At 73.2% G+C, this 14126-nt stretch carries 5 protein-coding genes; all 5 read left to right on the forward strand.

All coding sequences use genetic code 11. The annotated features are described in order from the left end of the window. Nucleotides 1–29: 29 nt before the first annotated feature. Genes OHT51_RS37055 through OHT51_RS37075 form a run of 5 tightly spaced genes read left to right on the forward strand, consistent with a single transcriptional unit; the run spans nt 30 to nt 14102 of the window. Complete coding sequence (locus OHT51_RS37055; RefSeq protein ID WP_328883262.1) at nt 30–1814, forward strand: ABC transporter ATP-binding protein; 1785 nt, start codon at nt 30–32, stop codon at nt 1812–1814. Next, complete coding sequence (locus OHT51_RS37060) at nt 1811–3598, forward strand: ABC transporter ATP-binding protein (RefSeq protein WP_328883263.1); 1788 nt, start codon at nt 1811–1813, stop codon at nt 3596–3598. Before OHT51_RS37055 ends, OHT51_RS37060 begins: the two co-directional genes overlap by 4 nt. Nucleotides 3599–3611: 13 nt before the next feature. After that, nucleotides 3612–4838 carry a threonine synthase gene (locus tag OHT51_RS37065; protein ID WP_328883264.1) on the forward strand — a complete coding sequence of 409 codons (1227 nt, stop codon included), beginning with the start codon at nt 3612–3614 and terminating at the stop codon, nt 4836–4838. A 55-nt stretch (nt 4839–4893) separates the two neighbouring features. Then, nucleotides 4894–9459 carry a type I polyketide synthase gene (locus OHT51_RS37070; RefSeq protein WP_328883265.1) on the forward strand — a complete coding sequence of 1522 codons (4566 nt, stop codon included), beginning with the start codon at nt 4894–4896 and terminating at the stop codon, nt 9457–9459. Then, the gene (locus OHT51_RS37075) at nt 9456–14102 is read left to right on the forward strand and encodes a type I polyketide synthase (RefSeq protein ID WP_328883266.1); all 4647 of its coding nucleotides are present in this window, start codon (nt 9456–9458) and stop codon (nt 14100–14102) included. The genes OHT51_RS37070 and OHT51_RS37075 overlap by 4 nt, the downstream gene beginning before the upstream one ends. Nucleotides 14103–14126: the final 24 nt, after the last annotated feature.

Consider the following 14126-nt stretch of genomic DNA (forward strand, 5'->3'; position numbering starts at 1 on the left):
ATGAACCCCCCTGTACAAGGACGGCCTAGATGACCGAAGGATCGGACCTGCCCACTCGCGAGCGCCGGGTCCCCTACACCGAACCCGGCACGCCGGACCTGCGCAGTCCGGCCCGCTACCTGTGGTGGCTGGTCCGGATGCAGCGCGGCCGGATCCTGCTCGGCGCCCTGTGGGGCTCCCTGTGGATGTGCGCGCTGATGCTGCCGCCGTACTTCATGGCCCAGGCCATCGACGACGGCCTCCGGCAGCGCGACACGGACACACTGACGTTCTGGGTCGTGATCATCCTGGTCACCGGCGCGGCCATCGCCACCCTCGGCATCCTGCGGCACCGCACCATGACCCTCATCCGCACGGACGCGGCCTACCGCACGGCGCAGGTCGTCGTCCGGCAGGTCACCCGGCTCGGCGCCACCCTGCCGCGCAAGGTCTCCGTCGGCGAGCTCACCCACCTCCAGGCGGGCGACATGGGGCGCATCGCCGTGACGCTCACCATCACCGGGCCCGGCGTCGGCGCGGTCATCGCCTACGCGGCCACCGCCGTCCTGCTGTTCACCATCTCCGCCGTCCTGGCCGGTGTGGTCCTGCTGGGCGTCCCGCTGCTCGCCCTCGCGGTCGGTCCCCTCCTCGGCAAACTGCACGGCGCCGAGGGCACCTACCGCGAACGGCAGGGCGAGCTGACGGCCCGCGCCGGCGACATCGTCTCCGGCCTCGGCGTGCTGTGCGGCATCGGTGGCAAGGCCGCCTTCGGCAAGCGGTACCGGCAGCGGTCGCAGGCCCTCCTCACCGACGGCTACCGGGTCGCCTCGTTCACCAGCTGGGTCCAGGCCATCGGCGCCGGCCTGCCGGTGATCTTCCTGGCCGTCGTCACCTGGATCAGCGCCAGGATGGCCGCCAGCGGAACGATCACCGTGGGTGAGATGGTCGCCGTGTACGGCTACGTCGCCGCTCTCCTGGTGCCCGTGTCGTTCTTCATCGAGGGCGCCGACGACCTGCCCCGCGGCCTCGTCGCCGCCCGACGGGTGATCGACATCCTGAAGCTTGAGCCGGACGTGGAGGACGGGGCGAGCCCGGCGGCCGCCCCGGCCGGACCCGCCGCCCTGTGCGACCCGGATTCCGGGCTGACCCTGGAGCCCGGCCGGATGACTGCCCTGGTCTCCGCCCGCCTCGACGAGGCCCGCGCCGTCGTTGACCGGCTCGCCCGCTACACCGACTCCGACGCGACCTGGGGCGGAGTGCGGCTCTGCGACCTCGAACTGGCCGAAGTGCGGCGCCGCGTCCTCGTAGCCGACAACGACGCCCACCTCTTCGCCGGGGCCCTGCGTTCGGCTGTCTCCGTCCGCGACGACCACGCGGCGGGCGAACTCGACGCGGCCTTGCGGGCCGCCGTGGCCGAGGACATCGTGGAGGCCCTGCCCGACGGCCTCGACACACGGCTGGAAGCCCAGGGCCGCAACGTCTCCGGCGGACAGCGCCAGCGCGTGCGCCTGGTGCGGGCCCTCCTCGCCGACCCCGACGTGCTGCTGCTGGTCGAACCGACGTCGGCGCTCGACGCGCACACCGAGGCCACCGTGGCCCAGCGCGTCCTCGAGGCCCGGCGGGGCCGCACCACCCTGGTGGTCAGCACCTCACCTCTCATCCTCGACCGGGCCGCCCAGGTGTCGTACCTGGTGGACGGCGCGGTCGTCGCCGTCGGCACCCACGGGGACCTGCTCGCCACCCACCCGGGCTACCGGGACCTCGTGCTCCGGGGCAGCGACGAGAGTGTCCCGGCCGTGCACACGACGGCCCTCCAGGAAGGAACCAGCCGATGAGCCGCCCGAACGAGCCATGGCGGCTTCCGGTCGCGGACCGCGCGACCGTACGCCGGGCCGGCGTGGAACTGATCAAGGCGGACTGGCGGTCCATGACCCTCGTCGTCCTGCTCGCCGGTCTCGCTGCCGCGGCCGGACTCGCCGGGCCATGGCTGCTCGGCCGGATCGTCACCCGCGTCGAGGCCGGCGACGCCACCATGTCCTCCGTCGACCGGCTCGCCCTCGGCGTATTCGTCTGCGCCGTCGCCCAGCTGGTGCTCACCCGGTTCGCCCTCAACCACTCCCACCGGTTCGGCGAGCGCGCCCTCGCACGGCTCCGGGAGGAGGTCGTGGACCGGGCGCTCGCCCTGCCCGCCCGGGTGGTCGAACAGGCCGGCACCGGTGATCTGACGACCCGCTCCTCGATGGACGTCGGCACCGTCGCCACCACGCTGCGCAGCGCCATCCCGGAGGTGTTCGTCGCCGGGATGCAGCTGCTCTTCATCTTTGCCGCCACCTTCCTGCTGCACCCCCTGCTCGGCCTGTGGGCCCTGGTCGGCATGCCCTTCGTCCTCCTGGTCACCCGCTGGTACCTCGCCCGGGCCAGGGCCGCCTACCTCGTCGAGGGCGAAGCCGCCTCGGAGGTGGCCGAGATCGTCGCCGCCACCGCCGAGGGCGCCCGCACCGTGGAGGTGTTCGGTCTGCGCCGCCGCCGCGTCCGGGACGCCGACGCGGCCATCGGCCGCGCGTACGGCGCCGCCCGCCGCACCCTGTTCCTGCGGACCGTGCTGTTCCCCGTCACGGAGTTCGCCCACTCCCTGCCCGTCGCCGTGACCCTGTTCGTCGGCGGGCACGCCTACCTCGAAGGCTCCATCAGCCTGGGCGTGGTCGTCGCCGGCAGCCTCTACATGTGGCAGCTGGTCGAACCGCTCGACCGCGTGCTGATGTGGGTGGAACAACTTCAGCGCAGCGGCGCGGCCATGGCCCGTATCAAGGGCATCGGCATGGTCGCGGGCGAGCCCCGCAGCGGCCTGCCCGCGCCCGCAGACGACCGCATCGAGATGCGCGGAGTGCGCTACGCGTACGTGGACGGCCACGATGTGCTCAAGGACGTGGACCTCACCGTCCGCCCCGGGGAGCGCCTCGCTCTGGTCGGCCCGTCCGGCGCGGGCAAGACCACTCTGGGCAAGCTCCTGTCCGGCGCCGACGCGCCGCGCACGGGAAGCGTCGAGGTCGGCGGTGTCCCGGTCGCGGATCTCGCCGCCGCCGACGAACTCGGCAACCGAGTCGTCCTGGTCACCCAGGAACACCACGTCTTCATCGGAAGCCTCCGCGACAACCTGACCATGGCAGCCCCCGACGCCGACGACCAGCGGCTGCTGGACGCGCTCGCCGTGGTCGGCGCCGGCTGGGTCAAGGACCTGCCCGACGGTCTCGACACACAGGTCGGCTCCGGTGGCACCGAGCTGGACCCCGCGCAGGCCCAGCAGCTCTCGCTGGCCCGGGTGGAACTGGCCGACCCGCACACCCTGATCCTCGACGAGGCCACCTCGCTGCTGGATCCGACCACCGCACGGCACGCGGAGCGGGCGATGGCCGCCGTACGGGCCGACCGCACCGTCATCGCCATCGCCCACCGCCTGCAGACCGCACACGACGCCGACCGCGTCGCCGTGGTGGAAGACGGCCGGATCGCCGAACTCGGCTCGCACGACGAGCTGGTCGCGGCCGACGGACCGTACGCGGCGCTGTGGCGCTCCTGGCACGGCCGGGGCGCCTCGGCCGACGAGGGCCGCGCGGGCTAACCCCCGCGCACCCTTGCCGCACGACACCTATTGCATCCGGTTCCACGAGAACGAGGGGGACGCCGCAGTGCCGGAGGACGAGAAGAGCCAGGGCGGCGCGGGAGGCACGTATCGACTCGCCTGCCTGCGCTGCGACGTCGAACTTGAACCGGCGCTGGTGTACCGGTGCCCGAACTGCTCCGGGGCCCTGGAGCCGCGCTACACCCTGCGCGGCGCCGCATGCCGCGACCACGAGGCCCCGGAGCGGGCGTACTTCGACTTCCTTCCGCTGAGCTCGCCGGACTTCCTGGACGACGGCATCACCTGCCGTACGCCCTGTCGGCCGGCACCGGAACTCGGCGCCGCCATCGGCGTGCCAGGCCTGTGGACGAAGGACGAGTCGCGGCAGCCCACCGGCACCACCAAGGACCGGCTGGCCTCGGTCGTCCTGGCCGTGTTCCGGCAGTTCGGTGTCAAGGAGTTCGTCGGGTCGAGCACGGGCAACAGCTCCACCGCCCTCGCCCGCGCGGTCCGCAGGGACCCCGCGATGCGCGCCCACTTCTTCTGCGGCGAGGACTTCGTCACCAACCACGACGTACCCGACCACGCCAGGACCTCGCTCACCGTGGTTCCGGGCACCTACGTCGACGCCTCCGAGCAGGCCCGCCGCTTCGCCGCCGAGCAGTCCCTCCACCTGGACGCCGGGTTCTTCAACTGGGCGCGGCGCGAAGGGCTCAAGCTGGCCTACCTGGAAGCCCTCGACCAGATGGACCGCACGCCCGACGTGGTCGTCCAGGGCATCAGCAGCGGCATGGGGCTGCTCGCCGCCCACAAGGCCATGCGCGAGTACCTGCTGACCGGCGCGCTCGACCGGATGCCGCGGTTCCTCATGGTCCAGGAGGAGTCGTGCGCGCCCGCCGCCAAGGCCTGGCGGGAGGGGCGCCGAGAACTGACCGCCGCCGACCGGATCGACCGGCCCGAGGGGCTGGCCACGGCCATCCTGCTGGGGGACGGCGCCCCGTACTACCCGTATCTGTACGACATCGCGTCACAGACCGGGGGAGCCGTCGTCTCGGCCTCGCGCCAAGAGCTGATCGAGGCCAGGACGATGCTGCGGGAACTCGAGGGCCTCGACGTCTGCTACGCCGCGGCGGCGACGATCGCCGCGGTACGCAACGAGGCCGCAGCCGGGCGGATCGGTGAGGACGAGACCGTACTCGTCAATCTGACCGGGCGCAGCCGGACGGACGCGCCCGCCTGACCCGGGGTCCGAGGACGGGGAAGACACACATGCTCGCTGCGGGGACGGGAGACCGATGACAGACCAGCAGTTCGACGAGTACGCGGAGAGCCTGGACATCGCGGTGATCGGCATGGAGGGCCGGTTTCCGCAGGCCCCGGACGTCGACGCCTTCTGGCGCAACATACGAGACGGAAAGTGCGCGGTCACCTTCCTGTCCGAGGACGAGCTGCTCAAACGCGGTGTCGACCCGCGGACGGCTCGCGACCCGCTGTACGTGCCGGCGGCCAACGAGCTGGCCGACATCGACAGCTTCGACGCGGAGTTCTTCGGCTACTCGCCGCGCGAGGCGGAACTGATGGACCCCCAGCACCGGCTGCTGCTCGAATGCGCCTGGGGCGCGCTGGAGAAGGCCGGCCACGACCCGGCCCGCTACGACGGGCTGGTCGGCGTCTACGCCGGCGCCGGCACCAACACGTATCTGATGTTCAACGTGGCGGCGAACCGCCGGGCGGCCGACATGCTGGGCGGCAGCCAGGTCATGATCGGCAACAGCGGCGACTTCCTGGCCTCCCGCGTGTCGTACAAGCTCGGTCTCGAAGGCCCCAGCGTCAACGTCCAGTCGGCCTGTTCCACCTCCCTGGTCTCGGTCGTCCTGGCCTGCCAGGCCCTGCTCTCCTTCCAGTGCGACATGGCCCTCGCCGGGGGTGTCGCCGCCGACGACTCCAAGCACAAGGGCTACCTCTACGCCGAGGACGGCATCTTCTCGCCGGACGGCTACTGCCGCTCCTTCGACGCCGACGCCCGGGGCACCGTCGGCGGCAACGGCGTCGGCATGGTCGTCCTCAAGCGGCTCGGGGACGCCCTGGCCGACGGGGACCACATCCACGCCGTCATCAAGGGCGCCGCCCTCAACAACGACGGTGACCGGCGCATCGGGTTCACCGCGCCCAGCGCCGACTCCCAGGCGTCGGTCATCACCACCGCCCTGGCCAACGCCGACGTGGAGCCCGAGACCGTCGGGTACGTCGAGACGCACGGCACCGCCACGTCCCTGGGCGACCCCATCGAGTTCGCCGCGCTCACCGCGGCGTTCGGCGCCGGCACCGACCAGCGCAACTTCTGCGCCCTCGGCGCCGTGAAGACCAACATCGGCCACCTCGACGCGGCCTCCGGCATCGCGGGACTGATCAAGGCCGTCAGTGCCGTCGAGCACGGCCAGATCCCGCCCACCCTCCACTTCAAGCGGCCCAACCCACGCATCGCCCTGGCCGACAGCCCGTTCTTCGTCAACACCGAGCTCGTGCCCTGGCCCGTCACCGACGGCCCGCGCCGCGCCGGAGTGAGCTCCTTCGGACTGGGCGGCACCAACGCGCACGTCGTCCTGGAACAGGCCCCGGACCGTCCCAAGCCCGAGCCCGCGGCCGATCTCGCGGCCGAAGAGCAGCTGATCGTCCTGTCCGCCCGCAGCGACACCGCCCTGGAGGCGATGTCCGACCGGCTCGCGGACCATCTGCGCGAACACCCTGAAACCCCCCTGGGCGACCTGGCGTTCACCCTCCAGACGGGACGCAGGCCGTTCCACCACCGCCGGGTGCTCGTCGCGTCCGGCCCGGCGGAGGCCCTCGACGCCCTGGACGCCCGCGACGACGGGCGGGTCCTCAGCGCCGCCCGCACCGGGGACGGACACCGCCCCGTCGCCTTCATGTTCAGCGGCTTCGGCGAGCAGTACCCGATGATGACGGAGCGTCTCTACGCGACCGAGCCCGCCTTCCGGGAGGCACTCGACGAGTGCGCCCTGATCCTCGACCCGCTCCTCGGCCGGGACATCCGCGAGGTCGTCTTCGACCGGGCGGCCGCGCGCCGCTCCGAGGGCGACGGAAAGCCGGACCTGCGGCGCATGCTGATGGCGCCCCGCGTCAGCGACCACCCCCTCGACCAGCCCACGCTCGGCTACCCGGCCGTGTTCGCCGTCGAGTACGCGCTGGCCCGGCTGTGGCGCGCCTGGGGCATCGTCCCCGAGGCGATGATCGGCCACAGCCTCGGTGAGTACGTCGCCGCGTGCCTGGCCGGGGTGTTCTCCCTGCCGGACGCCCTGCGCCTGGTCGTGGAGCGAGCCCGGCTGATCTCCGCCTGCGGCGAGGGCGCCATGGTGGCCGTACCGCTCACCGAGGAGGAGGTCGCGCGCCACCTCACCGACGAGGTGTCCGTGGCAGCCGTCAACGATCCGCGCACCTGCGTGCTGGCAGGACCGCCCGAGGCGATCGACCGGGTGACCGCCGCGCTGGAGACGGCCGGGGTGGTCTCGCGGCGGCTCAACACCCGGTTCGCGTTCCACTCCCCGATGATGGACCCGGTGGTCGAGCCGTACGCCGAGGCCGTGCGCCGGGTCCGGCTGAGCCCGCCGGCCATCCCGTTCGTCTCCAACATCACCGGCACGTGGATCACCGCGGAGGAGGCGACGGACCCCGGCTACTGGGCCCGGCACGTACGGCTGCCGGTTCGCTTCGCCGACGGCATGCGCACCCTGTGGGGCGTGGAGGACGTCGTCCTCGTCGAGGTCGGCCCCGGCCGGGCGCTGACGTCGGGGGCGATGCAGCACCCGGCGAGCGCGGAGGTCGCGGACCGGGTCGTCGTCCCGTCGCTGCCCGACGCGTTCACCGCCGAGTCCGACCGGGCGGCCGCGCTCCGGGCACTCGGCCGGCTGTGGCTCGCCGGAGTCACCCCCGACTGGGCGGGCCTGCACGCGCACACCCCGCGCCGCCGGGTGGTGCTGCCCTCCTACCCGTTCGCCCGCACCCGGTACTGGCTCGACGCCGACCGGCGCGACCGGCACCCGGCCGTCTCCGGGGAACGGGCCGGGATGGACGACTGGTTCTACGACACCTCCTGGCAGCGGGTCGCTCCCGTGGAGGACACCACCCTCGCGGCGGACGGCCACCGATGGCTCGTGTTCGCGGACGACGGCGGCCTCGGCGGCGACGTCGCCGCCCGGCTCTCCGCGCTGGGCGCTCCCGTCGTGACCGTCAGCACGGGACCCGCCTGGCAGGAGGACGGTCCCGGCCGGTACGTCATGAACCCCGCCGACCCGGGCCACTACGGCAGACTCGCCGAGAGCCTGCGCGGCCAGGGGGCCCTCCCCGACCGCGTGGTGCACTGCTGGGCCGTCGACCCGAGCCCCGCGACGGACGACCGCGCGGCGGCCGAGGAGACCCTGGAGCGCGGCTTCCACAGCCTCGTGCGGTGGGCCCGCGCGTGCGAGCCCGAACTGATGGTGGGCGAGCAGCACTGGACCGTGCTGTCGAGCGAGACGTACTCGGTGCTCGGCGACGAGCCCGTGAACCCCGTCAAGGCCACCGTCCAGGGTGTGTGCAAGGTCGCCCCCCAGGAGTACCCCTCCCTGCGCTGCGCCCAGATCGACGTGCCTGTCCCGACAGACACGACCGGCCTCGCGGACCGGGTCCTCGCGGAACTCGCCGACGAGGCGGACAGCGGGATCGTCGCGCTGCGCGGCACGACGCGCTGGCGCCAGGTCCTCGTACCGGCGCCGCTGACGGCGCGCACCGGGGGCGTGCTGCGCCCCGGCGGCGTCTACCTGATCACCGGCGGCCTGGGCAAGATCGGACTGGTCCTCGCCCGCGCCATCGCCACCCGCGCGCCCGGCGCGCACCTGGTTCTGATGGGGCGTACGGGCCTGCCCGACCGCGGCGCGTGGGACGGCGAGCACGACCCCGCCACCGCCGCGGCCGTCGCCGCCGTGCGCGAACTGGAGGCCATGGGCGCCACGGTCGTCATCTCCGCCACCGACGTGGCCGACCCCGACGCGGTCGCCGCCGCGGTGGACAAGGCCGTCCAGGAGTGCGGCCCCGTCAACGGCGTCATCCACGCCGCGGGCACCACGGGACCGGCCGCCCACCAGGTGCTCGCCGACATGACGGACGACGACTGCGCCCGCCACTTCGGGCCGAAACTGCACGGCGTGCACGTGCTCGACCGGGCCCTGGAGGGACAGCCCCTCGACTTCGCGGTGCTCTGTTCCTCCGTCGCGGCCCTGCTCGGCGGACTCGGGTTCACCGCCTACGCCGCCGCCAACGCCTTCCTCGACTCCTTCGCCCGGCGCGAGCCACGTCCCGGCCGCCCCCGGTGGACGTCGCTCAACTGGGAGGCGTGGCACTTCCCCGGCGACGCCGGCGCGGAAGCCGGCATCGGCGCCGCCGTCCACCAGGTCGCCCTCGACCCGGACGAGGGACGCGCCGTCTTCGAACGCCTCCTCGACGCGGCGGCCCGCCCCCAGGTCATCGCCTCCACGACCGACCTCAACGAGCGCGTCCGGCAGTGGTCCGCACCCGTCCGGGACACGACGGCGGTGGAACAGCGCCACGCCCGCCCCAGCCTGCGCAATCCGTACGTGGCCCCGGCGACCGACCTGGAACGCCGGCTCGCCGCCATCTGGGAGGAACTGCTCGGCATCGAGGCGGTCGGAGTACAGGACAACTTCTTCGAACTGGGCGGCAGTTCCCTGCTCGGCCTGCAGGTGGTGCACCGGCTGCGCAGCGGCCTCGGCATCGCCGTCCCGCTGACCGTCGTGTACGAGGGCCCCACCATCCGCTCGCTGGCCGGCCTGATCGGGGAGCTCGCATGAGCCTGGACCGGGACATCGCGATCGTCGGCATGGCGGGACGCTTCCCCGGCGCCCGTGACCTGGACGAGTTCTGGGCGAACGTACGCGACGGCGTGGAGAGCGTCTCCTTCTTCACGGACGAACAGCTCCTCGCCGCGGGCGCCGCACCGGACCACCTCGACCAGCCGAACTTCGTACGCGCCGGCGCCTGCCTGCCCGGCATCGACATGTTCGACGCCGAGTTCTTCGGCTACACGGCCCGCGAGGCGGAGATCATGGACCCGCAGCACCGGGTCTTCCTGGAGACGGCGTGGCAGGCGCTGGAGCACTCCGGGCACGACCCCGCCCGGTTCGACGGGGACATCGGCGTGTTCGCCGGTGCCGGCAGCAACGGCTACCTGGCCCACGTCTACTCCCATCCCGAGATCGTCGAGACCACCGGCGGCACACAGATCCTCCTCGGCAACGAGCTGGGGTTCCTGTCCACCCGGGTCTCCTACAAGCTCGACCTGCGGGGCCCCAGCGTCTCGCTGCGCACCGCGTGCTCCACGTCCCTGGTCGCCGTACACCTGGCCTGCCGCTCGCTGCGCGAGCGCGAGTGCGACATGGCGCTCTCCGGCGGTGTCTTCCTCAACCTGGAACAGGAGCGCGGCTACTTCCACCAGGAAGGCTCGTTCGTCTCCCCGGACGGACACTGCCGCCCCTTCGACGCCCGCGCGGCCGGAACCCTGTTCGGCAGCGGCGCGGGTGCCGTGGTGCTCAAGCGCCTCGACGACGCCCTCGCCGACGGTGACACCGTCTACGCCGTCATCAAGGGTTCGGCCGTCAACAACGACGGGGCGGTCAAGGTCGGCTTCACCGCCCCCACCGTCGCCGGCCAGGCCAGGGTGATCGCGGACGCGCTGCGCGACGCCGGCACGGAACCGGCCGCGATCGGCTACGTCGAGGCGCACGGTACCGGCACCTCGCTCGGGGACCCGATCGAGGTCCGCGCCCTCACGAAGGCCTACGAGGGCGTGCCGCCCGCCACGGTCGCCCTCGGGTCGCTCAAGTCGAACTTCGGCCACCTGGACGCCGCCGCGGGTATCGCGGGGCTCATCAAGACGGTCCTGGCCATGTGGCACGAGACGCTGCCCCGCACTCTGCACTTCCAATCCCCCAACCCGGACATCGACTTCGCCGCCGGACCGTTCACCGTCCAGCGGGACACGGCACCGTGGCCGCGCTCGGGCACACCGCGCCTGGCCGGAGTCAGCGCCTTCGGCTTCGGCGGCACCAACGCCCACGTCGTCCTCCAGGAGGGCCCCCCGCAGGGCCGGCCGGACGCCGGGGAGGACGCCCGGCCCGGACACCCCTCGCACCTCCTCGTGCTGTCCGCGCGCAACCACGCGGCGCTGGAGGAGCTCAGCGACGCGATGGCCGCGCGCCTGCGCCGAGGACAGGCACGGCTCACCGACGTCACGTACACCGCCGCGACGGGCCGGCACCGCTTCCCGGTGCGCCGCGCCGTCACCGGCCCCGACGCCGCGTCACTCGCCGCCGCCCTGGAGGCACGGGACCCGGCGCGGGTGACGACCGGCGAGAGCGGCGGCACGCCCCCGCGCGTCGCCTTCCTCCTCAGCGGGCAGGGTGGTCAGTACCCCGGCATGGCCAGGGAGCTCTACGCGCACGAGCCGGTCTTCCGCGACGCTGTGGACCTCTGCCTGAAGGAACTGGCCTCCCGCGGCGACGCCGACGCGGGCCTGCTGGACCTGCTGCTCGACACGGAGCGGTCCGAGACCGCCGCCGAACTCGACCGGACCAGGCTCGCCCAGCCGGCCCTCTTCGTCCTCGAATACGCCCTGGCACGGCTCTGGGCGTCATGGGGCGTCGAACCCGCCGCCCTGCTCGGCCACAGCCTGGGAGAACTCGTCGCGGCCTGCCTCGCGGGAGTGTTCACTCCGCAGGACGCCCTCGCCCTGGTGGCGCTGCGCGGGCGACTGATGCAGGAGCAGCCGACCGGGGCGATGCTCAGCGTCGTCGCCGACCGGGCCACCGTCGAGTCCCTGCTGCCGGCCGACGTCTTTCTGGCGGCCCACAACGGGCCCAAGGACTGCGTCGTCTCCGGCGGCCACACCGCCGTGGCGGCGTTCGCCGCGCTGCTCTCGGAGCGGGGCGTCGCCACCCGCCCCGTCAGCACCTCGCACGCCTTCCACTCGCCGATGATGCAGCCCATGGTCGACCGGTTCGTCGCCGCCGTCGCGGCCGTACCGAGACAGGCGCCCCGCACCAGGTTCGTGTCCAACACCACGGGCACCTGGATCACGGACGACGAGGCCCGCGATCCGGCGTACTGGGGCCGGCACGTACTGGCCCCGGTGGAGTTCGACGCCGGTGTGCGCACCCTCGCGGAGGAACCCGACCTCGTCTTCCTGGAGGTCGGCCCCGGCCAGACGCTCACCAGCCTCGCCCGGCGCGTCGTCACCGGCGAGGCCCCCCGGCTGGTCACCTCCACCCTGCCGCACCGCCAGGACAAACGGCACCCGGTGGAGGCGGCGCAGCGCGCCCTCGGCCAACTGTGGCTCGCCGGCGGCGAACCCGACTGGGCCGCCTTCCACGAGCCGCGCCACGGCGGGCGGCGCCGCAAGGTCGCCCTGCCCACCTACCCGTTCCAGGGGAAGCGGTACTGGCTGGACCGGCAGACCGAACCGGCCCTGCGTACCCCGGCGGCCCGCCGGGCCGACGTCGCCGACTGGATCCAGGCCCCGTCCTGGGAACGCACCGTACTGCCCCAGGCGCCGGCATCTCCCGCCGGCCGATGCTGGCTCGTCTTCGACGACGGCCGGGGGCTGGCCGAGGCCCTGACGGCCCGGCTGCGCCGCGACGGCGCCCGGGTGACGACCGTGTCCGCGGGAGACCAGTGGACGCAGGCCTCCGGCCGATTCACGATCGACCCCGCCGATCCGGACCACTACACACGCCTGTTGCGGGAGCTGCGCGCGCAGGACCAGCTGCCCACCCGTATCGCCCACTGCTGGAACGTCACCGGCGCCACCCCCCAACCGGACGCCGGCCCCGCCGCCGGGTTCGCCGCCGCCCGCCGCGCCTTCGACGGGCTGCTGCTCCTGGCCCAGGCACTCAACAGCCACTCCGACCAACCGGACTGCGACATCTGGGTCGTCAGCGACGGTCTGCACCGGGTCCTCGGCACCGAACGGCTCTCGCCGCTCAAGTCCACCCTGCTCGGCCCCGTCCGTGTCATCCCGCGCGAACACCCCGGTCTCGCCTGCCGCAGCGTGGACATCGTCCTGGACGGCGAGCCGGTCGAGCGCGCCGCCGACCAGCTGCTGCGCGAGTTCTCCGTGCCGCCCGGGCACGCCGCCGTCGCCTACCGGGGACCGCACCGCTGGTCGCAGACCTACGTCCCCGCGCCGCTGCCGCCCTCGGACAGCACCCCGTCCGCTCTGCGCGACGACGGTGTCTACCTGATCACCGGCGGAACCGGCGGGCTCGGGCTCGCCCTGGCGGAGCACCTCGCCCGCCCCGGCCGGAGACTGGCCCTGCTCGCCCGCACCCCGGTCCCCCCGGAGGAGGAGTGGGACCGCCGGCTCGCGCAGCCGGACGGCGGCAGGACCACCGAGATCATCGAGAAGGTACGCGCCCTCCGGCGGCGGGGCGCCGAGGTGATGCTGCTGACCGCCGACGTCTGCGACCACGACCAGGTCGAGGCGGCCGTCTCCGCCGTCGTGGAGCGGTGGGGAGGCGTCCACGGAGCCTTCCACGCGGCCGGCCTGGCGGGCGGCGGCCTCGTCCAGCTCGGCACTCCGGAGAAGGCCGCCCAGGTCATGGGCCCCAAGGTGCTCGGAACCCTCCACCTCGAACAGGCGCTGGCAGGCCGGTGGCCCGACTTCTTGTTCCTCTTCGGCTCCAACGCCGCCCACGTCGGTGACTTCGGCCTGGCCGACTATGTCGCCGCCAACAGCTTCCTCGACGCCCACGCCCACTCCCACGCGGCCGAACGCCGGGTCCTCACCGTCGACTGGGGGCCGTGGAAGGAGGCGGGCATGGCCGTCGCGACGGACCTTCCGGACGCGCTGGCGGAGATCCGCGGCAAGGATGTCGCGGAGCGCGGCATGGCGTCGGCACAGGCCCTGGAAGCGCTGGAACGCGTCCTGTCCTCGTCGCCCGAACCCCAGCTGATCGTGTCACCCGTGGACGTCAACGCCCTGATCGAGCAGGCTTTCGTACTCGGCGCGGACGCCGGGGGCGACGAACGGCTCGCCGGACTCGGCGCACCGCACACCCTTCACCCCCGCCCGGAGGTCCCCAGCGCCTACGCCCCGCCGAAGGGAGAGACCCAGCGGCAGCTGTGCAAGGCGTGGCAGGACCTGCTCGGCATCGACCAAGTCGGCGTCAACGACAGCTTCTTCGATCTCGGCGGCGGCTCTCTGATCGCCATTCAGCTCGTGGCGACCGTCAACAAGTCCCTGGGCGCCTCACTCACGGTGGCGCAACTGTACGAGGTGCTCACCGTCGCCGGTCTCGCCCGGTTGATCGACGGGGACGACGCCGAACCGGCCGAGGCGGCAGGGCACACGATCGAACAGGTCAAGAGCCGGGCCCACTCACGCCGCCAGCACCAGCAGAACCGGATGGCCCGCGCCCGCGCACGCCGCCAGACCTGATCGGGCGATCGGCCCGTCCCGCAC

Origin of the sequence: Streptomyces sp. NBC_00299 (assembly GCF_036173045.1) — a bacterium.
Taxonomy (GTDB): domain Bacteria; phylum Actinomycetota; class Actinomycetes; order Streptomycetales; family Streptomycetaceae; genus Streptomyces; species Streptomyces machairae.

Excerpts from the sequence above, each read along its gene's own strand:
- OHT51_RS37055 (WP_328883262.1), top strand. The coding sequence starts at position 30 with ATGACCGAAGGATCGGACCTGCCCACTCGCGAGCGCCGGGTCCCCTAC.
- OHT51_RS37060 (WP_328883263.1), top strand. The coding sequence starts at position 1,811 with ATGAGCCGCCCGAACGAGCCATGGCGGCTTCCGGTCGCGGACCGCGCG.
- OHT51_RS37070 (WP_328883265.1), top strand. The coding sequence starts at position 4,894 with ATGACAGACCAGCAGTTCGACGAGTACGCGGAGAGCCTGGACATCGCG.
- OHT51_RS37075 (WP_328883266.1), top strand. The coding sequence starts at position 9,456 with ATGAGCCTGGACCGGGACATCGCGATCGTCGGCATGGCGGGACGCTTC.